The organism is Candidatus Moraniibacteriota bacterium (assembly GCA_016699385.1).
Taxonomy (GTDB): domain Bacteria; phylum Patescibacteriota; class Minisyncoccia; order Moranbacterales; family UBA1568.
The window spans coordinates 456,499-476,612 of the sequence record CP064974.1 but is presented as its reverse complement, the minus strand read 5'-3'; the positions used below and the strand labels follow the sequence as shown (position 1 = coordinate 476,612).

The 20,114-nt window shown below is 43.7% G+C and carries 16 protein-coding genes; 6 read left to right on the top strand and 10 right to left on the bottom strand.

Annotation, left to right across the window (positions count from 1 at the left end):
- Nucleotides 1-6: 6 nt before the first annotated feature.
- The 3 genes from IPJ67_02250 to IPJ67_02240 are packed head-to-tail and all read left to right on the top strand — an operon-like array spanning nt 7 to nt 3,276.
- Entirely contained in the window at nt 7-1,590 is a 1,584-nt protein-coding gene (locus tag IPJ67_02250; protein QQR77943.1) for a hypothetical protein, read from the top strand.
- A gap of 5 nt (nt 1,591-1,595) precedes the next feature.
- Nucleotides 1,596-2,129 carry an HAD hydrolase family protein gene (locus IPJ67_02245; GenBank protein ID QQR77942.1) on the top strand — a complete coding sequence of 178 codons (534 nt, stop codon included), beginning with the start codon at nt 1,596-1,598 and terminating at the stop codon, nt 2,127-2,129.
- A gap of 13 nt (nt 2,130-2,142) precedes the next feature.
- Entirely contained in the window at nt 2,143-3,276 is a 1,134-nt protein-coding gene (locus tag IPJ67_02240) for a methyltransferase domain-containing protein (protein ID QQR77941.1), read from the top strand.
- A gap of 55 nt (nt 3,277-3,331) precedes the next feature.
- Here IPJ67_02240 and IPJ67_02235 read toward each other — a convergent pair whose 3' ends face one another.
- Nucleotides 3,332-3,586, bottom strand: a complete 255-nt coding sequence (locus IPJ67_02235) for a hypothetical protein (protein QQR77940.1) — start codon at nt 3,584-3,586, stop codon at nt 3,332-3,334.
- Nucleotides 3,587-4,474: 888 nt separating this feature from the next.
- Between IPJ67_02235 and IPJ67_02230 the strand changes: the two genes are divergently transcribed.
- From IPJ67_02230 to IPJ67_02220, 3 genes are read left to right on the top strand one after another with little or no spacing between them, the layout of a single operon-like run.
- A complete protein-coding gene (locus IPJ67_02230; protein QQR77939.1) occupies nt 4,475-5,452 on the top strand; it encodes a GDP-mannose 4,6-dehydratase in 978 nt (325 codons plus the stop codon).
- 6 nt (nt 5,453-5,458) lie between these two features.
- On the top strand, nt 5,459-6,295 hold the full coding sequence (locus IPJ67_02225) for a glycosyltransferase (GenBank protein ID QQR77938.1): 837 nt from the start codon (nt 5,459-5,461) through the stop codon (nt 6,293-6,295).
- Between the two features lie 14 nt (nt 6,296-6,309).
- Entirely contained in the window at nt 6,310-7,047 is a 738-nt protein-coding gene (locus IPJ67_02220) for a class I SAM-dependent methyltransferase (protein ID QQR77937.1), read from the top strand.
- Between the two features lie 21 nt (nt 7,048-7,068).
- Here IPJ67_02220 and IPJ67_02215 read toward each other — a convergent pair whose 3' ends face one another.
- From IPJ67_02215 to IPJ67_02175, 9 genes are all read right to left on the bottom strand, one after another.
- Nucleotides 7,069-8,124 (bottom strand): glycosyltransferase family 4 protein, encoded by a 1,056-nt coding sequence (locus IPJ67_02215; GenBank protein QQR77936.1) that lies wholly within the window; start codon nt 8,122-8,124, stop codon nt 7,069-7,071.
- Nucleotides 8,125-8,146: 22 nt separating this feature from the next.
- Nucleotides 8,147-9,277: a glycosyltransferase gene (locus tag IPJ67_02210; protein ID QQR77935.1), complete on the bottom strand. Its 1,131-nt coding sequence runs from the start codon at nt 9,275-9,277 to the stop codon at nt 8,147-8,149.
- A 12-nt stretch (nt 9,278-9,289) separates the two neighbouring features.
- Entirely contained in the window at nt 9,290-10,381 is a 1,092-nt protein-coding gene (locus IPJ67_02205) for a class I SAM-dependent methyltransferase (GenBank protein QQR77934.1), read from the bottom strand.
- A 33-nt stretch (nt 10,382-10,414) separates the two neighbouring features.
- Entirely contained in the window at nt 10,415-12,304 is a 1,890-nt protein-coding gene (gene asnB / locus IPJ67_02200) for an asparagine synthase (glutamine-hydrolyzing) (GenBank protein QQR77933.1), read from the bottom strand.
- A 34-nt stretch (nt 12,305-12,338) separates the two neighbouring features.
- Nucleotides 12,339-13,502 (bottom strand): glycosyltransferase family 4 protein, encoded by a 1,164-nt coding sequence (locus IPJ67_02195; protein ID QQR77932.1) that lies wholly within the window; start codon nt 13,500-13,502, stop codon nt 12,339-12,341.
- Nucleotides 13,487-15,124: a hypothetical protein gene (locus IPJ67_02190; protein ID QQR77931.1), complete on the bottom strand. Its 1,638-nt coding sequence runs from the start codon at nt 15,122-15,124 to the stop codon at nt 13,487-13,489. The genes IPJ67_02195 and IPJ67_02190 overlap by 16 nt, the downstream gene beginning before the upstream one ends.
- 468 nt (nt 15,125-15,592) lie before the next feature.
- Complete coding sequence (locus IPJ67_02185) at nt 15,593-15,952, bottom strand: DUF2304 domain-containing protein (GenBank protein QQR77930.1); 360 nt, start codon at nt 15,950-15,952, stop codon at nt 15,593-15,595.
- 5 nt (nt 15,953-15,957) lie between these two features.
- Nucleotides 15,958-16,689: a glycosyltransferase family 2 protein gene (locus IPJ67_02180; protein QQR77929.1), complete on the bottom strand. Its 732-nt coding sequence runs from the start codon at nt 16,687-16,689 to the stop codon at nt 15,958-15,960.
- A 6-nt stretch (nt 16,690-16,695) separates the two neighbouring features.
- The gene (locus IPJ67_02175) at nt 16,696-20,067 is read right to left on the bottom strand and encodes a hypothetical protein (protein QQR77928.1); all 3,372 of its coding nucleotides are present in this window, start codon (nt 20,065-20,067) and stop codon (nt 16,696-16,698) included.
- Nucleotides 20,068-20,114: the final 47 nt, after the last annotated feature.

Sequence of the window (20,114 nt, the reverse complement as noted above, 5' to 3'; positions counted from 1 at the left end):
ACCATCATGAAAGAGAAATCGGCATACAAAGTTCTCATTACAACTTCCGGTACCGGATCGCGGCTTGGGGATATCACGAAGTATACCAATAAATCATTGGTGAAAATTGGAAAAAAGCCTGTTATTTCATATATAATCGAGGCATACCCCAAGAATATTGAATTTGTCATCACGATTGGATACTTTGCGGATCATGTCCGGGATTTTCTTAGTCTGGTTTATCCAGACAGAAAATTCGAATTTGTGGAGGTTGGGAAATATGAAGGTCCTGGGACGAGTCTCGGTTACTCGATGCTCCAAGCGGAATCATTGCTCCAATGCCCATTTATCTATCATGCTTGCGATACGATTGTTATTGGAAAGATCCCTACACCAAGGAGGAATTGGATTGGCGGATTTCGTGGCGAGGGATCTTCGCACTATGCTTCCTTCGATGTATATGATGGGCAGGTGGTTCAGCAGATGTATGATAAGGGGACGATTGACCCGGACTTTCTCCATATCGGACTGATTGGTATTTCCGGTTATGCTGATTTCTGGAAGAGTCTTCGGAAAATGTACAAACGAAATCCGAATGATAGCGCACTTGGCGATGTCTATGCGATTCGGGACATGATTGAAAGTGGCGTATCGTTTCAGGCAGTCGAATTCAAAAAATGGTACGATATTGGAAATGTCGAAAGCCTTCATTGGGCTCGTACAGATATTAGTGACTCCTTTCATATACTCGACAAGGTAGATGAGTCTATCTTTATTTTTGAGAAGTTTGTTGTGAAATTCTTTGCGGAAAAACGGAATGTGACGGAGCGAGTTGAACGAGCGAAGGTACTTGGGAAACTTGTTCCAAGAATCGAAGGGCAGAAAGAAAATTTCTATCAGTATCGGTATGTGAATGGAGACCTGTATTCGGATGTTGCTGCTCCAGAAAATTTTAAAGAATTTCTCAATTGGTCAAAGAAGAATCTTTGGAAGAAGGAGGATGAAGTGTCTCGGAAGAGATTCAAGGAAATATGTCATGACTTTTATGTGACCAAGACGGAAGAGCGGATTAAGACGTTTATGACCTCTCGCAGCGTGAAGGATGGAAAAAGTGTTATTAATGGCGAGGATGTTCCTTCGGTGAGGGATATTTTGAAGAAGGTGAATTTTGACTGGCTTTGCAATGCAGAGCAGAGCCATTTTCATGGTGATTTCATCCTTGACAATATTATTAGGACAAAGACTGGATTTTCGCTTCTGGACTGGAGGCAGAACTTTGGAGGATTACTCCGCTCTGGGGATATGTATTACGATTTTGCTAAGCTTAATCACAATCTTACTGTGAATCACAGCATTGTGAATAAAAATCTCTTTACAATTGATATTGATAGGGAGGAGATTGCGTGTGATATTCTCCGTAAGGAGAATCTTGTGCAATGTCAGAAAATCTTGTTAGATTTTCTTGACCGAAACGAATATGATAGGAAGAAGGTAATGGTTCTCACTGCGATTATTTGGCTCAATATGTCGCCATTGCACCATCATCCGTTCGATCTCTTCCTCTTTTATTTTGGGAAATTGAATTTATGGCGTGCGCTTAACGAAGAATAGGGATTATGGAAAAGAAAATGATCAAAAACTTTATCCTTGATGTCGATGGTGTTTTCACCGATGGGAAATTTTACTATACCGTTGATGGGAAAGTGATGAAGAAGTTCGGACCGGAAGATAATGACGCCCTTACTCTTCTCAAAGGAAAGCTTTATATTCATGCGGTTTCCGGGGACAAAAACGGCTTCGCGATAACCAAGAGGCGGATTTCCAACGACATGAAGCTCCCGCTCGATCAGGTAAGTACGTTTGAGCGGATAGAATGGATTCGTGAACGATTCGATCCGGAGGAGACGATTTATATGGGGGATGGGATATTTGATCCGCTCGTCTTCAAGTATGTCGCTTATAGCATCGCGCCTGCAAATTCGTTCTTCAGGACGAAAGAGATGGCTGATTTCGTGACAAATTCCCAGGGAGGGGAGGGTGCGGTCGCAGAAGCTTGTCTTCATATCCTGGAGAAATTCTTCGATGAACCGTTCGATGTGCATTCGCTTGATCTGAAGGATGGTTCGGGTGCGTGGAAGAAAACCGAGTAATTATCTGAATTTTATGGAATACGTTATCAGAAACGAGAGCGTTGTTACCGGGAAGGAGAATCTTGAGCAGTTATATACCTTCAGAGATTTTCCGGTATTTTTCGGTTGCGTGGAACATGGTCATGAAAGAGATTTGAAGGCGGATATGAGTTGGGCTATCTGCCCGGAATCTGGGGTAATCCAGCTTGATAAACTCATACCGCTCGATATCCTCTATCAGGAACAGCATGTCGATGGAACTGGGCCGACATGGGAACAGTATTATCATGATTTCGCGGATTATATAAAGAAACAACCTTCAAAGGATATCCTTGAAATCGGAGGTGGCGCGGGAAAACTGGCTGATATCTTCACGGGCATCACCGAGGGGACATCGTGGACTCTTGTTGAGCCGAATCCGTTGCATCCAGGGAATGATCGGGTAAAAATAAAGCGCTCTTTTTTTGACGAAAGTTTCAAGTACGAGGGGGGAGTGGATACAGTGGTATTTTCACAAGTCATGGAGCATGCATACGATCCGAATCAATTCGTGGAATCTATAGCGAAATTTCTGAAACCCGGACAGAAACTTATCTGTGCCTATCCGAATCTCAAGCTGTGGCTTGAAAACAAATATACGAATGCCATCAACTTCGAACACACGATGTTCTTAACCGACTACTTCGTCGATTACCTTTTCCGTAAACATGGTTTTCGTATTGCGGACAAATATTTCTACAAGGATCACAGCGTATTCTATACAGTTGAGAAGCTCTCGACTCCGGAAACGGGCGTATCATTCGAGAACAAATACCAGGAATATAGAAAAATTTTCAACAACTACATAGAGTACTACACGGGGCTTGTAGCGGAGCTCAACAAAAAAATAGATGCTTTTGGAGGAGGGGAGGTATATGTGTTCGGGGCGCATATCTTCGCGCAATACTTGTTTGAATTCGGATTGAAGAAGGAAAAGATTGTCGCCCTGCTGGATAATTCTTCCTTGAAGCAGGGGAGGCGTCTCTACGGAACGCCGTTCATGGTTCAGAATCCGAAGGCTTTGAGAGGCAAGGGGAAGGTTGGTGTGGTCCTGAAAGTGGGTATATACAGGGATGAAATCCTCAAGCAACTGCAGGAAATCAATTCAGAGGTCGTTATTTTCGAGTAGAGGTATGCTTACTGCGGTCTGCAATGTCTTCATAAATTCGGATCTTAAGTTCGAATTATTCAAACAGACGTTTCCTCGTGTGTATGGTATTTCCGACAATTGGCTGGTCAATATACGAGGAAAGCACCGCGAGGCCGTACTGGAATACATCAGGGAGAATTTCGATGACTCCACAAAGAATTGTATTTTTTTCTCCAGTCTTTACGATGATAATTGGGCGAAGAGCACGGAGAAGATGCTCGAATATTCGAAGTATGGTTGCGTTTACATTTTTCTCGAGGATCACTTCCTTCTGAAGCCACTCGATCATTTCAAAGATGTCATTCAAGACATGATCGATTCCAAAATAGAGTATTTTTCGTATTCCTTCTTTAATATCGGTTTAAGCATGGGAAGTGCCGAAGGGCTTTATCCTGATTACTCAAAACATTTCTTTTCTTTCCGATTTGGTAAGAAGGATATTGAGAATCTTAAGAAGAGTAATCGCCATTTCTACCCCTATTCATTGGCGGGTATCTGTACGAGAAAGTATTTTCAAAAGCTGTTGACAATTGAAAAGAAGCTTCTCATACAAGTGCCCTTTCTTTTACGCGCACTTATGGAGAACACTCTTTTCTTTTATCCGCGCGACCGGGCATTTTGGTTCAGTGTAAATAGACTGATTTCGCCTTTTGGCGTCCGATTCGGTATCTATCCTTCCGCTACTCCGTTTAATTTAGAAAGATCATTGTTTGATTGTGACCCGGAATTGTTGCCCTTGAAAGTCGGAGGCCTAAAGGAAGAGCTTTTCGCGAATTGGGATGATGACAACAAGCTGAGCAACTCGTCATTGATAAAGCGCGGTCTGTACCCGGAGCGTCTTCGCGTTGAGGGTCGGGTCATGCCGAGACCGACAGATGGAAAGGAATATGAGCTAGCGAAAGGCCAAAGTGGCAACTATCAGTATTGCCCCGATGTAAGCAGGGTTCAGAACTTGCCAATGAAGTATATTCACATTAAAAGGGGATCTATGGAGATATCATCAATCAAGGAATCATTTGTCCTGGATGCGGGGCAGTCGGCATGGATTACTGCAAATATCCCGCATGCTCTGTCTGCTCGTGAAGACTGCGTTTTCTGGGTGTATATAGAGGATGGTTTGTGATAGGATATGAGAGCTTAATTGTCTGTGCAAGTAACCATTGATATTTCAGAGAGTATGAAAAAGACGGCACTTATCACCGGAATCTTAGGGCAAGATGGCCCTTACCTTGCCAAACTCCTGTTGGAGAAGGATTACAAGGTTTACGGGCTTATCCGGCGTTATGCTAATCCGAATTTCAGCAATACCGATTATCTCGATGTGACGGATGGAATAGAATTTGTATCCGGAGATATGACAGACGAATCATCGATGATCAATCTCATCAAGACCATCCATCCAGACGAAGTATACAATCTAGCCGCCCAGTCCTTTGTCGGGGCGTCGTGGGACCAATCAAAGGTTACGACTGAAATCAACGCGCTCGGTGTTCTGTATCTGCTCAACGCGATCAAGTATTTCTCCCCAACGACAAAATTCTATCAGGCATCGACGAGCGAAATGTTCGGCAACAGCCACAAGAACGGATTGCAGACCGAGGAGACACCATTTCACCCGAGGAGTCCGTACGCCATCGCCAAGCTCTACGCGTACTGGATGACTATCAATTTCAAGGAGAGTTATGGGATGTACTGTGCAAATGGGATACTTTTCAATCATGAATCACCGATTCGGGGGATGGAATTCGTTACGAGGAAAATAACTGACGGAGTAGTTCGTATAAAATTAGGGCTGGCGAAAGATATACGACTTGGGAATCTTGAGAGCAAACGTGATTGGGGATTCGCTGGTGACTATGTGGAGGCAATGTGGCTTATGCTGCAACAGGAACAGCCTGATAATTACATCGTTTCAACTGGAGAAACGCACTCAATCAGGGATTTCCTCAATCTTGCTTTTAAGCGGGTTGGTATTGATAATTGGAGTCGATATGTAAAGTTGGATCCGCGATTCAAGCGACCTGCCGAGCTTTTTGCTTTGCATGGAACGAACAATAAAGCGAAGAAGGTGCTTGGGTGGAAGCCAAAGGTAAAATTCGAGGAGCTAGTTAAGATGATGGTTGATGCAGATATGGAAAGGCTATCAAAAAAATGATTTTATATGAACTCTGTTGACGTGATAGTTGCAAGAATGGAACCCCTTCTCTCTGTAGTCATGGCTGTCTACAACAGCGAGAAATTTCTTCGAAAATCAATTGAAAGTGTTTTAGCTCAGACATATAGAAACTTCGAGTTTATCATTGTGGATGATGGGTCTGTTGATATGAGTGAGAACATTATTCAGGAATACGCTGGAAAGGATAATCGGATTGTCTACCTGAGGAATGAGAAAAATTTAGGACAATCCGAAACGAGAAATAAGGCGATTAGATTTTCGAAAGGAGAGTATATAGTAATAGTTGATTCGGATGATATATGTCTTCATGATAGATTTGAGAAGCAAGTCTATTTTTTTAGGGTTAATCCTAGCATTGATGTTCTTGGGACGTCCTACTGTTTATTTTTCGAAGATGTGGAAGATAAATGTGAAACAGTGGTGTCTGCCGATTCTAACGATTTGCGCAATGGAACTCCGCCGGTGCACAATCCTACTTGCATGATTAAACGGAAGACCTTCGTTGAGTACGGATATTACGATAGGACGTACGACGATGCTGAAGATTATGAATTATGGCTTCGTTGGTTCTCACTCGGGGTCTATTTCGAGAATATGCATGAAGTGTTGTATAAAAAGAGAGCTCATGTTGGATCTGTGAGTATATCAAATATCAAGCGTCAGGTTTATATAATGCTTAAGATTAATCTTAAGGCAATATTTTTGTATCATATACGGTTTACTGCGCGTGGATATAGACACATTCTTGAGCAATTTTTGTATCTGGTATATTTGTATCTTGGACTGAACAGGATCTATGTAAGGGGAAGAATTGTTAAATAAGCTAATAGATTACAATGAATAACAAAGACGTATTTGATAACTATCTCACGAATCAATATTCTCATTGTGAGGGAACGGATTTTACTGATGAAAAACAAGTTCTAGCATTATTACGGAAGAATAAAATTCCTATAGAGGATAACTTGGGAGAGGTGTTCGAGAAAGGGGTTCACAGTGGAGGTAAGATTCTTGATCTTGGATGTGGTTATGGAAATTTCTTGTTTTTTTTGCAATCGCGTGGCTATCAGGACGTGACCGGTGTTGATATATCGACGGAAGAACTTGCTGTATGTAGGAGGCTATTCAAGTCATATAAATTTCACCAAACTGACATAAATGAATATATCCATGCTACGAGCGAAAGATTCGATGTGATTTACTTATCGCACGTACTAGAACATATAAGAAAAGAAGACCTCTTTGATTTCCTTGAGGGGGTACGGAGAATCTTGACAAATGATGGTATGTTTATAGTTGTTGTGCCAAATTGCGCTGCTTATTTTAATGGTTCGGCAAATAGATATGGCGACATCACTCATGAACTTGGCTTTACTAGTATCAGCATGAGGCAAGTGCTCACCGTGGCAGGGTTTAGACATAGCGAAATACGAAATTTCTTCGGAGTTGGTAATGTATGGTTGAATCCGTTACGAAAAATAGCGTTGTTCGTATTCGAAATTTTTATTCAGATTTTGGGGCATGGGAAACAAGAGGTGCACACCCCAAGCCTTCTTGCGATAGCGAGAAAGTAGCCGGAAACGGAGTGAGTGAGATCAATTTTTGTAGTGAGTCTTATCTTTTTTTGTCACGTAATCGTATATGCCACTTGCAGTTTCCTCCCAGTTGAATTCCTTTACTCTTAAGAGGCCGTTCTTAATGATGGTGCTCCGGTACCTCTGGTTTGTAAGAATGTTCTTGCATTCTTGTGCAATCTCTCTTGGATTATTTGGATTCACGGCGCGTTGTTTTGTGCCGATGAGCTCCTGAAGAGGGTTCAGGTTGGAAGTTACCACAGGACATCCGCATGCCATGGCTTCCACAACCGGGAGTCCGAATCCTTCAAGAAATGACGGGAATAAAAGGAGCTTCGCACCGGAATATATAGAAGAAAGCTTATCCTCTTGCACGTAGTCAGTGAATACGACACTCTCTGTAAGTTGGAGATTCTCTATCCAATGCATCGTGTCTCTTCTGTTCTTCTCACTTGCCTTTCCAACCTTCAGTAACTTAATTTGAGGAAAGTCCTTTATCAGTATTTTGAAGGACTTCAAGATATTTTCCATATTCTTTCTTGGCTCTTCGGAACCTACACTGAGGATATATTCGAACGGATAGAATTTTTTTGAAACTGGCTTGAAAAGTTGATGATCGATTCCGCCATAGATTACGCGGCATCTTTTATTGTTTATACCAAGCGCATGTAATTGTGATAGTGAATAGTTGGAACTGCATATAATACCATCAAATAAATCCAATGTATTTTTAAAAGATAGAAACGGAAGGAATTTATAATAGAGAGGACTCTCTTCATAGTGAAAAAAAAGCGAAAACTTCTTGTTCTTGATGAAAAGAGACGAGAGAAAGTTGAGTGGAAGTGGATCGGTAAACAGAACTATATCCTTACGGCGGATGAGGAATATAATCTTGATCGTATTTAGGACCTCGAGAAGTATATTAAGAAAAGGGCTCTTAAACTTCCTATTATCGACAGTGATAACTTCAATGCCGAGATACTTTTCTTTTAATTTCTGGATAATGGCTTTGCTATATACATATATGGCATCCGACCTTTTTTCGATGATAACTTTTAGTGTAACCCCGTTCTTCATAGATGCCTGATAATTTCTTATTTTAGAGGGAATGCAAAAGTCGCTCGAATTTTGATATGACAATATTCATATTAAGTTGTTTAAATATTCGATTCTTAGCATTTTTACCTAAGACTTCTCTCTGCCGGGCATTGTTTATCAGTTTTTCCATCGTTTGAACGAGATTGCTAGTGTTCATTAGTGACACAAGGATACCACTTTCCCCATCCTTTATGAGTTGGCGGTTCTCCGGAATATCGGTGGTGATAATGGGAAGTCCTGCTGCCATTGCTTCCATGAGGGCGTTCGACATTCCTTCGAAGAGTGTCGGAAGAATGAAGCAGTTGGAAATTTTGAGAAGTTGCGGAACATCGGTGCGACGACCAAGGAAGAGTATGTTGTTTTTTGATCGATAGGTTTCAATCTGTTGCTCGAGATTTTTGCGTTCTTCACCATTGCCGACGAGGAGAAGTTTCAGGGAATGGTGTTGGATTGTCGCGGTCGATTCACTCCTTCGCAATGACACCGTTTCGAAAGCTTCTAGGAGGTATCGGTGACCCTTGTTTACGTGGAAGTTGGCGACGCAGATGATGGTGAAATCGTCGGGAGAGATGCCGAGAGATTTTTTAAGTTCCGGATCAGGGAGAATGGAGTCAAAATATTCGATATCGAGACCATTGGGAATGACGGTGATTTTTTTTGGTTGAACGCCGATGTGTTTGATATAAAAATCTTTGACGGCTTCGGAGTTGGCGAGATATTTTTTGACGAGCGGTTTGGTGATCCATTCGAGGATACGCGCAACGAGGTATTTCGGATGGTTGTAGGTAGTGCGAAGAAAGGGGATGATTGATGCAGGCACTTTTCTTTGTAAAAAGATGCGACCGATCATGTCGGCGTGAAACAAGTAGGTGATTATGATGTCAGGACTAAATTGTTTTGTTTTCTTAAGTAGTCTGCGATAACCGGATATGTGAAAAAATCCATACCAGTCTACTGTTTCAATCGAAATGTTTTTTCCTTTGAATTTCTCGCCGAGCTCGCCGAGCTCTCGAAGTGTAATGATGTGGTGTTCAAAATCTCTTGTGAGAAGCGGGAGTGTTCGTAAGAGCATGTTTTCACAGCCCCCATTTCCGAGTGATTGTATGATATGGAGAATCTTTTTCTTTTGCATATAAAGAAAACATCATTTTGTGCCAGTGCAAGTAATGCCAGCTTCTTGGTGTTCGTATACTTTCGTATCCTTCAGGCCTGCATTTCGAAACCATTCTTCAACTTCTTCACGATAGTAGTAATTACTCTTTGGTGTCGCGAGAACATCGAAGGCATCGTTCAGCTTCATATTGAAGGGAAAGTTTGTGTAGTATGAGAATGGGAGCTTTTTCGAAAGTCTTTCAAACCCGATTTTTTCGATGAGTTTTCCAAAGATGTTAATACTCTGCACGGCAAATCCGGGGATATAGCAGAGCTTGAAGAGAAATGGTTTTGGGAGTTTTTTAAGCAGGGAACGCAGTGGCTCATAGAAATAGAGTGCACGAGCATTTCCGCGGCGATTATACACCCAAATAAGCATACGTCCTCCTGACTTCAAAACTTGTGGCAGTCGAGAGAATCCTTCTTGTGGCTTGGGAAGATGGTGAAGTACGCCAATTGAATAGGCGATGTCAAAAATGTCTTGAAATGGCATATGGTAAATATCTGCTTGAATGATGCAAGCATTCGGAATATTCCTGGTCATTTTGTAGGCGACCTCAACTGTTTCACCTAGGTCACTTCCGAAAGCAACCTTTGCTCCTGAAAGAGCTGCCCATTTTGTAAAGCGCCCCGATCCACATCCGATGTCGAGTGTCTGCTTTCCTTTCAGATTTTTTTCTTCCACAAATGGGGAGAGAAAATGGAAGAAATTCTGTTTTTCGTAATCATTCTCTTTGTAAATATATTTCCATTCGTAGGAGAAACTTTCAGCGGTTTTCTTTTGGTGTTTCAAAAACCGATTGAGATCGGGGATAGCATCTATGGCACTCTGCCATTCTTTTTTCACATTCTTGGGAAGTTGTTCTTGATATTTCCTGAGAAATTCTTGGTGAATCTGCAAGAGATTTATTTTTAGTTTTCCAATAAGTAGCCTTGGAATGCCACCAATTATAGGATACCAATTCTTTCCATTTGAGAGAATGCCAGATACAATGTGTTCGCCAGATGTTTCAAATGTTTCCGTGAGTAAAGGCGAATCAAGTGCTTTCGGATCTCGGAGAAAAGTGGCGTGGAATGCTCTCATAAGGGGAATGATAAGTGCAACTTTAGTATAAGATCAATAAAAATATTCTTCAAACCAGAGTTCTAGTGTGAGGAGTGCCCAGATATGAGGGGAGAAATTAATAGTTGTCGTGGTGTGTGTATGGAGAATCTTTTCGATGGCTGATTTTTTGAAGAGGTTTCGTTTCACGAGATTCCCACTGAGGAGTTTAGCGGAAGCATAGTCGCGGAGTTCGCCGCGAAACCATGTGTCGATTGGAACACCAAAGCCCATTTTTGGACGAAACAGGATTTCGTCCGGAATGATACCACGAAGCGCCTCTTTCAGAATATACTTTTTATTATTCAAGCTTTTTAGCTTGAAGTGAAAGGGGATTTTTGCTGTGAGCTCGAGAAGCTGGTGGTCAAGGAATGGGGATCGTCCCTCAAGGGCGACTGTCATGGTGGCGACGTCTACTTTTGCAAGAAGATCTTCGGGGAGATATGTTGCGATATCGGCGTATATAGCTTGTTCCGTTTTATTTTTTGAGCCGGATCCGAGGAAGTGGGAAGCTATGATATTGTAGGTATCTTCGCTCCAGACTTGTTGTTTGAATTCGTCTGTGTAGAGAGCCGCCTTTTGTTCATTGGTGAAATAGGCGGTGTAAGAGAGATATCGGCGGCGGTAGTCTTCAGACAAGCTTTTGGAAAATCGATGGAGTCGGTCGAAAAATGTGTTTTGAATATTTCGAGCGAGGAATTTTGTGATTGACTTTCCGGCGATTCGGTTTAGAAAGTCAAAATGATTGAGGAAATTTGAAATTTGAAAGGCGGCATAGCGGGTATACCCGGCGAAATTTTCATCACCGCCATCGCCGTTCAATGCTACAGTTACGTGCTCGCGGGTAAGTTTTGACACATAATAGGTTGGGAGTGCACTTGAATCGGCGTAGGGCTCTTCGTACTGTCTGACGAGCATTGGGAGAACTTCGATTGCATTTGGCTCGACAATGAATTCTGTATGGTCAGTCTTGAACCTTTTTGCAATCATCCTAGCGTAGGGGAGTTCATTGTATTTTTCTTCCTTGAAGCCGATGGAGAAAGTCTTGATTGGTTGCAGTGAATGCCTTGCCATCATAGCGACAATGGCGCTCGAGTCGATGCCGCCAGAGAGGAATGCGCCGATTGGCACATCGGCAATCATGCGAAGATGCGTTGCTTCATCGAGTGTTTTAATGATGCGCCGTTTCCACTCGTTTTCCGAAAGGTCAAGCTTTTCCGAGTAGTTGAGTTTCCAGTAGCGTTCTATTGTGAGTTCTTTGGTCTTGAGATTCAAAAGAAGAAAGTGTGCCGGCTCGAGTTTTTTGATGCCCTTGAATCCGGTCATTGGTGCGGGAACGTACTGAAGGGTAAGATAGTGATGGATTGCTTCGTAATCAGGTTCCCGAGTATATTCTGACTGACTTAAGATAGCTTTGAGTTCAGAGGCGAAGAGAAAAGTATTTCCATCAAAGAAATATTTAAACGGCTTCTTCCCGATGCGATCACGCGTTGCAAAAAGTGTCTGTTCCTTTTCATCGTATATGACAAAAGCAAACATTCCACGAAGATGATCTACACATCTTTCCCGATATTTATCGTAGAGCGCAAGAATAACTTCAGTATCAGATTGTGATATAAATGTGTACCCATCTCGTTCAAGAGCTTTTCGTTTTTCTTGGAAGTTGTATATTTCTCCATTGAAGACAATTTCATAACGATTGAGATATCGCATGGGCTGGTGGCCAAGTAGGGAGAGATCGATAATTGAGAGACGGCGATGTCCAAGTCCGACATACTTATCCGGTGAGATATAAGCACCTCCGTCATCTGGACCGCGGTGTTTTATGGCATTGGTCATGCAGTCGATTTCTTTGTGAGAAATACGGTGACCTATTAGGGAGATTTTTCCAGCGATTCCGCACATAGGTAAGGTTGATTCGGGAATGAGAATAAAAATACTACTTTTTGAGAACCATTTGAAATATCTTTTGGTATTTTTTTACTGAAGTTTCCCAATCAAACACGCTCTGCGTGGAGAGAAATGCGTGATTACCAAAGCGTGTCCGGACATTTGGATGATCAATGAGGTACTCCAACTTTTCTTGAATGGCTTCAACGCTTCCTGGCGGTACAAGAAATCCATCGTCATTCCCGGTAATAATTTCTGATGTTCCGCCAACATTAGTGGCAACTATAGCCTTCTTACAGAGAGCTGCTTCAATTATGGAGGTTGGGAGCCCTTCAGTGAAACTTGGATTGACAATGATGTCGCACGATTTAATAATGGCAATCGCCTCGCTGTGGTCCTTATGACCAAGAAAGCGAATACATTGAGAAAGGAGATTCTTTTGCGCGAATGATTCAAGACGATGTCGTTCTGGACCATCTCCAATGATAAGACAACAGAAATTTCTCCCTTTAATGTTTGAGATAGCTTCTAGGAGAAGGTTGACGCCTTTTCCATCGATGAGTCTGCCAACAAATCCAATAGTACATGCATTGCTTTTTGGAAGAGGGCTATGATTGGCAGTCTCGCAAGATAGGATAGCACTAATTTCGACTCCGCGGTATATTATTGCAGCAGTTCGTCCAGAGAGTTTCCTTACAAATGCCGCAGAGGCTTTCGAATTTGCAATAACGGTGTTTGCATGGCGAAGTATAAATCGTCCAAATATGCGATCATAACAAGCTCCGAGAAGTGTTTTAAGTTGGCTATTGAAGTGTACATAGTCAGAACCGTGTTCTATATGAATGAGTGGAATTTTCTGTATCTTTGCGAAGAAGTATGCAAAAATCGATGTACTAAAAAATCTTGTACGGGAAATGACGATATTCGGCTGAGAAGTTATTGATTTCTTAAGAAGCTTCCACAGCGTTGGAGACCAGAGTTTTGGGACGGGGTAGTTGTGTATTATTTCGAAAGCAGGAAATCGATAAATAGAGATATTTTCGGACTGATGTTCTTCCTCCATGGTGTTGAGAGGTAATTTTGGAGTGAAGACGGAAATATGTATGTTGTGTTTTGCAATGTGCTGATTAAATTCATAGGCATGCGATTCGAGCCCACCAATATGTGGCGGATAAAATGGCGAAAATACAAGAATGTTCAAAGGATTTTCCATAGAAAGATGTGATGTTCTGTATCTGCGTAGACAGTTTCGAAGTGCGAGGAATCATGATTGAAAAATATCCAATCCTCCTTATTGATGAACTTCTTCATGTATGGACGACTAAGATATGGATTTCTCAAATCAGGCGTAGCATAGTAGACATATTGATTCTCTGAATACGGGGGTGATTTGGATTCTCGAAGAATTGATTGTGCATCTGATAGGGAATCAATTCCTTCCTGCAAAAGGGAGTCTACTTCTGAATGATTCTTTAGCGGGTCTCTCTGCTCGATCCCAGCAATTGCTTTTCTGAGCTGATTGAGTCTTGCTGTGTAAACGGGCGGCATATATTTCGTTAGACGATCGTGTGCTTCCAGTTCTTTCTTGAAGATAATCTTGTCGTAGAAGAAATTTGGATCGGCAATTGGTATAACTTCGGACCCACCGTAAAGGCGAAGGAGGGGTTTGTAATCAGAGATGGCGAATATCAAGCGGTGTTTCGGGAGGTGTTCATTGATCCAGAAAGCGGATGTGAGCTGCGGTTCTGTGACGGTGTATTTTTTTAATGTATTGATAAAGACTGCTGCACCGATATTGATGGAAAATCCTGCAACTAGCACACAGAGGAATACCTTCTTGTTTCCAAGAGCTGTCTTGAAAAGAGGAGGGATTAGTACGAGTGAAAATATTCCGGCAAATACCCAAGCGCGATCAGGAAGAAGGGCGACGTTAGAGAGTCGAGGAAGTACTTCTGCAATACAGAAGAATAAAAAAAAGGACAGCGTTAGGGGTGCAGAATATTTTGAAAAGAAGAGATTACGTTGGAATAGTTTCTTTCGTGAAAAGAGGAGTGCAATGAGGAGAGTGAATAATACGGGACCAACGTAGAAAGCGTAGTATTTGGCGACTCCAGTAAGGTCTCCCCAGCCCATTTCATTTCCATCAATATTTATGTATTGCTGCGGAAAAAGGAAGTTTGTGTGGAAGTTGGCAAGCGTGCTGAACTGAGTGTGTATCTCTGAGATAAGGAACTGAATAGGGGAGAAGGAATACTGTAGAAGCAATACGATGATGAGGATAGTGGCTACTCGATTATTCTTTGCGTATGCGAAAATTTCTCGGCGAAAATGGTACGTGATTGTAATTGCCCACGCTGCCATCGGTAGTACTACTACCTCGTGGTACCAATACCCAAGACTGATGACGCTTCCACCAATAAAGAGAAAGAAGGAGTCTTTTTGCATCCAGGAGTAGAGTGCAAAGATAACTAAAAAAAAGGTGGCTATACCTGCTATCTCTTGCGGAATCGGAAGAGTGAGGTAGACAATATTTATACTGCTTACGAATGGAAAGAGAAGAATGATAGTTCGGTGAAGTGGTTGAGAAAAAAGAGATGATAGTAGAATGAGTGGAAAGAGGAGGGAAAGAAGGAGAAATGGGAGCACGTACTTAAAGGATGCATAGAAGTCGATATGTGACCCGAGTGTAAAAATATAGACGAGTGCGGAGAACAATGGGCGATATCCAGAGAGATTCCCTTTGGAGAATAGGTTTTGAAATTCTGAATACCAATAGTAGGGATCAAGATCAGGAAGAGGGTAAAAGGCAGTGACAATGCTAATGACAACTAGCAAGTAGAATCCGAAGGGGAATAAGAAATCCCTAGAAAAAAGTAATGCTTTTATCGAGGCGGTGTTCAATGAGTTTAGTAAGAATCGCCTTCTTGAGTGTCTTACTATTGATGTGAAGTATGTCCCAAGAAATATGATAAAAATAATGATTGCATTGAGAAGGGGTAGCGTAGGGAAAACGTTGCCGAAAATATTGAATTCAATGAATAGGAGTAAGGGCACAAAAAAGAGATTGAAAGTTGCTGCAAGGGCAAATGTTTCTCGAAGGGAAAAATTTCTTCTGATAAGAATTGAAAGACAAGCGACAAGATTGAGCCCAGGAAGAACAATGATAGCACTTAGTTCGACAGCGGATCGAATAATTCGTTCTATGAGCATTCCTTCCATTATTACTGGAAGCATGGCTACTCCGGCAACAAGAATGAAGATAATGATATTTACTCTTAGTAACCATCGCATAAAATATTGTTGCTAGTCCTTCTCAAGGTTAATTTCGGTAAGGGCATCTTTTCGTGTCAGAATGGTTATTTGTCGTTCGAGGGTTTCTATTGCGGAGAGGAGTTTGAAGATCATAAGGAAGACAAGGACAAAGCCGACCATGATAACGGCATTTATATTGCCCTCGATGCCAATGAACTGTGCGAGGTCATTGCTGAGTTTTGGGAAGACAGCAATGGCAGACATACCGCCCCAAACGATGACGCGCACAGAGAATTTGAAGAGTGTTTGTCCTCCTTCACGACGAAAATATTGTTTGCCACCTTGCCAAACCATGAAGGCTGAAAGCGCAAAGATAGCAGCTTGATAGAAGTGGAGGGAGAATACTGTCATAGAGACTATTTTATCATATGAAAGAGCATACGGAAGACGGTCTTTATGCCGTTTGCAAGGCTTTGTTTGTGGAATTTCCCCATGGAGTATTCGGTGTAGCGAACTTCGATAGAGACCTCTTTGTAGGAAAGTTTGTGGCGTTTTATTTCTCGGATGACTTCGCTGTCGTATTCGTAGCGATCCGTCCGTGTGTCGATTCGGTCTATGGCGCGGCGTGAATAGGCTCGGAAGCCGGATTGGCTGTCGGATACCCAGAGACCGTAGAGATACCAGACAATTGCATTGCCGATAGTGTTGTGCACTTGCTTATACCAGGGCATGCCTTCGGGGTGTTTGAGTCGAGTACCGAGTACGACATCGGCTTTTCTCTTGCGGATGGGTTCGATGAGGGTGTGGATGTCTCCTGGATTGTGTTGGCCGTCGCCATCCATAGTGACGACGATATGTGCACCGAGCAACTTTGCTGCTTCAATACCGGTTTTCGTTGCGGCACCTTTTCCGCGATTGAGTCGGTGCTGGAGAGTGACGATGCCGGTACTTCGGGCGACATCGAAGGTATGGTCGGTACTTCCATCATCTACGACGAGGATATTTTCATATCCGGCTTGGCGGATTTCTTTGATAACAGACGCAATGACAGTCGCTTCATTGTACGCAGGAATGACAATCCAGACAGCGTCAGTATCGATTGGATTTCTGTTTTTCTCTTGTTGAAGCTGGGGGCTTATTTCAGACATAGCGTCTTATTCGAGGAAGAGGTCGAATCGGTGGTCTTGTCCGTCAGTTGGAAGTGCGTGGTGCGATTGGGAATGATCGAGGGGCACGCCGTCTTGCGTGATACTTCGCACAACATTGGCGTGATTCTCTCGGGCAGTGAATGTGAAAGTGTAGCAACCGGATGCTCGTGGAATCGTGATTGAACACTGCGTCCATGTTTTGGGTAGGCAGGGACGCATGGAAACAGTATTTCCATTGAAATGAATGCCGAGGAGCGCCTCGATAATTGTCCGATACATTAGTCCTGCAGAGGCAGTATACCATGTCCAACCGCCCTTACCGCGATGCTCAGCGGAATAGATATCCGCGGCGACGACATAGGGCTCCACTTCATAGAGGCGCGCAGCATTTTCTGAGTCTGATCGGTGAATCGGATTGGCGCATTCAAGGAGATTGTATACACGATCGGCGTTGCCGAGTTTGGCGAATGCTTCTGCTGCCCAAAATACCGCATGATTGTACTGCGAGCCGTTTTCGCGAATACCAGGCGGGTAGTCTTTGATATAGCCGGGATTTTTCTTGGAGAGATCGTTGAACGGGGGATCAAGGAGTCTGAGGATTTTTGATTCCGGATCGTAGAGGAAGTGCAAGAGATTTTCCATGGCTTCTTTTGATTTCTCGTGTTCTCCGGCATCAGAGATGACAGACCAACTCTGTGCGATAGCATCAATGCGACACTCGTGATTGCTCTCCGCACCCAGTGGAGTCCCATCATCGTAAAAGGCGCGAAGGAACCAGTGTCCACCCCAGCCGTGAGTGTTGAGATTTTTCTTGAGCGTGATTGCTCGTTTGTGGTAGATGGCGACTCGATCGCTGTCACCTCGTGCGGAGAGTATTGCAATGAACATCTCGAGTACAGAGAAGAGGAAGAAACCGAGCCAGACGCTTTCGCCTTCCCCTTCGTTTCCGATGCGGTTGAAGCCATCATTCCAGTCGCCACCTCGTATAAGAGGAAGTCCGTGCACGCCAAACACAGAGACATATTCGATAGATTTCAGACAGTGTTCGAGGAGTGATGCGGAGACGAGAGATGGTTTGTGTCGTTTGACGTCAAATTGTGTTTCTGCATCGTGGTCATCTGAGAGAAAGCAAGTTTCCTCATTGAGGAAATCTGTTTCTCCAGAGAGGCGGATGTATTCTGCGGTCACCCAGGCGAGCCAGAGTGGATGATCCGATGTAGCGTTCTTGACACCATAGCCCGAGTTTGGAGACCACCACGCGCGGACATTGCCGTCTTCGAATTGTTGAGCGGCTGATTTGAGGATGTGTTGCTTGGTTAATGCTGGATCGATATACCAGAGAGCGAGCGCATCTTGCAGTTGGTCGCGAAACCCAAAGGCGCCTCCGGGTTGGTAAAAACCCATTTTTGCCCAGAGGCGCGACACGAGTGCCTGATAGGGGAGCCAGGTATTAAAAAGTATATTGAGTGAGTCATCCGGTGTCGAAAGTGTTGGGAGTGTATCGTCGCGTTTCCAGTAATGGCGAACGCTCTCGAGTGAAAATGGTTGCTGGTGTTCTATTTCCTTCCTTGCTACTAGGAGGAGTTCTCGCACGTCTTGTTCAGTTGTTCCGGCACAGACGGCAATGGTAGTGCACTGCTTTTCATGGGGACCGAGTGAGAAGTGCACTTGCACGACGATGCAGGTATCAGCTGCGGATTTCGGGTTAATTTTCTCATCTATTTCGGAAATGTTTTTTGGTGCGGAGAGTGATCCGGAAATGCCAAAGAATTGCTCTTTGCTGCATGTAATGAGTTGAAGAGGCCTGTCGGCAGTGATAGCAGCAAAGAAGGGGATGGATTCTTTGTCTGGAAATGGGACAAATGTGGATGGATCAAGAAGGAAGGCATTTTCTTCCGAAAGAAAACGTGGCGAGTATTGGCGGGGTACGGTTTCGGAAAATGCTTCTGTCGGAGTATCCATGAAGAATATGAGGTCAAAATCAGTCGGCTTCGCTTCGCGATTTTCAAACTCAACAGCAAGATACTTGAGGGCGAGTGTGGGGTGTACCGAAGCGGTGAGTGTGTGTCGAAGCTTGCCACGCCCGCCTTCATATTTGGTGAACCCTCTCCCGTGTGTCACATGATATTCGGATGAAGCAGGAAGTGGAGCGGGTGTGAGTGACCATGTTTCGCGAGAGTCTGTCTGGCGAACGAAGAGAATTTCCGCCGGCGGATCACTTACTGGATTATTGTTCCAAGGAGTGAGTCGTCCGTGTTTACTGTCCTTGAACCACGTTGTGCCGAGGGCGTTTTCGGTGGTCATCATGCCGAAGTCGGGATTGGCAAGGAAATTTGCCCAGGGCTGTGGCGGGAGCTTTTCTGGGCAGATACGCATTCGGTAGTCGTGTGTTTCTGGATCAAATCCGCCAAATCCATTCCAAAAGAGGAGCGCATTCGTATCAAAGGGGGAAAGAGGTGCTGGAGGTGTAATGATTTTCGTGACTGGGGCTACGATATCGCTATTGCAGGGGATTTCTTTTCGAGAAACATTGTCTTGTTCGAACTCAGAGAGGAAAAATGCTTGAACTGAGTCGATATCTGGAAATCTATTTGCCAAGCTCGCTGGTTGTTCGGGAGAGAAATGAGCGGAGTTTGAAAAGAAAATCGAGGAGCTTTTTCCTGGTTCGAGGGTAATTGCGGCGCGGAGATTGGCAAGTGGGTCGAGGATATAGCCAGCAGTGTTTTTGAGTGGGCGATCGAGTGCAAGTGGGCGTCCGAAAGGTTGTCCGCGCCCGATGAAGGCTTCTCGATCTGTTTCGAAGCCGAGAAATTCGCCTGGTCTGTCGAGAAATATCCGGTGCATGAAGAAGGGAAAGTGCTGGGGGTCATCGAAGAATCGGCGGTGATAAAGGAGGGCAGTCCACTCTCGAGAAAATTCTGCACCGATAAACATATTGCTAAATGTTTGATGCAGAGAGTCGCGTAAACGGTCGAAGAGGAGAATGATATCGACTGAGCTGGTCACTTCGAGTCGACGAACAGTATCGCTACGATTGGTCAGGGTGAGTCGCCGAAGCTCGAAGTCGCCGGTTTCGGGCACGAGGATGTCAAGTGCTGTGTCTATTGAGTTGTCGCTTCGCTCGATATGTGCCGATCGTTTGCTGATATCCATCCGAAATGCCTCAGGGCGAGTGAAGACGGGCGCTGGCGTTGCTGACCAGCGCTGTTCCGAATCTGTGTCGCGAATAAAGAAGAAGAGCCCGTCATCCGAAGAAGGGCGGTAACTTGTCAGGAAACATCCCCGTGCCTTGAGGTACCCATTGCCGATTGCATTGAGGTGCGATTCAAAAGAATCATTTGAGAGCGTGTAGTCGCTTTCTGGGAAGCATGGTTTCATAGCGTGAGACGAGTGATGCATGAAAGAAGAGGAAGAAATGCATCTCC

Excerpts from the sequence above, each read along its gene's own strand:
- IPJ67_02250 (QQR77943.1), top strand. The coding sequence starts at position 7 with ATGAAAGAGAAATCGGCATACAAAGTTCTCATTACAACTTCCGGTACC.
- IPJ67_02245 (QQR77942.1), top strand. The coding sequence starts at position 1,596 with ATGGAAAAGAAAATGATCAAAAACTTTATCCTTGATGTCGATGGTGTT.
- IPJ67_02240 (QQR77941.1), top strand. The coding sequence starts at position 2,143 with ATGGAATACGTTATCAGAAACGAGAGCGTTGTTACCGGGAAGGAGAAT.
- IPJ67_02235 (QQR77940.1), bottom strand. The coding sequence starts at position 3,586 with ATGATCGAGTGGCTTCAGAAGGAAGTGATCCTCGAGAAAAATGTAAAC.
- IPJ67_02230 (QQR77939.1), top strand. The coding sequence starts at position 4,475 with ATGAAAAAGACGGCACTTATCACCGGAATCTTAGGGCAAGATGGCCCT.
- IPJ67_02225 (QQR77938.1), top strand. The coding sequence starts at position 5,459 with ATGAACTCTGTTGACGTGATAGTTGCAAGAATGGAACCCCTTCTCTCT.
- IPJ67_02220 (QQR77937.1), top strand. The coding sequence starts at position 6,310 with ATGAATAACAAAGACGTATTTGATAACTATCTCACGAATCAATATTCT.
- IPJ67_02215 (QQR77936.1), bottom strand. The coding sequence starts at position 8,124 with ATGAAGAACGGGGTTACACTAAAAGTTATCATCGAAAAAAGGTCGGAT.
- IPJ67_02210 (QQR77935.1), bottom strand. The coding sequence starts at position 9,277 with ATGCAAAAGAAAAAGATTCTCCATATCATACAATCACTCGGAAATGGG.
- IPJ67_02205 (QQR77934.1), bottom strand. The coding sequence starts at position 10,381 with ATGAGAGCATTCCACGCCACTTTTCTCCGAGATCCGAAAGCACTTGAT.
- asnB (QQR77933.1), bottom strand. The coding sequence starts at position 12,304 with ATGTGCGGAATCGCTGGAAAAATCTCCCTAATAGGTCACCGTATTTCT.
- IPJ67_02195 (QQR77932.1), bottom strand. The coding sequence starts at position 13,502 with ATGGAAAATCCTTTGAACATTCTTGTATTTTCGCCATTTTATCCGCCA.
- IPJ67_02185 (QQR77930.1), bottom strand. The coding sequence starts at position 15,952 with ATGACAGTATTCTCCCTCCACTTCTATCAAGCTGCTATCTTTGCGCTT.
- IPJ67_02180 (QQR77929.1), bottom strand. The coding sequence starts at position 16,689 with ATGTCTGAAATAAGCCCCCAGCTTCAACAAGAGAAAAACAGAAATCCA.
- IPJ67_02175 (QQR77928.1), bottom strand. The coding sequence starts at position 20,067 with ATGAAACCATGCTTCCCAGAAAGCGACTACACGCTCTCAAATGATTCT.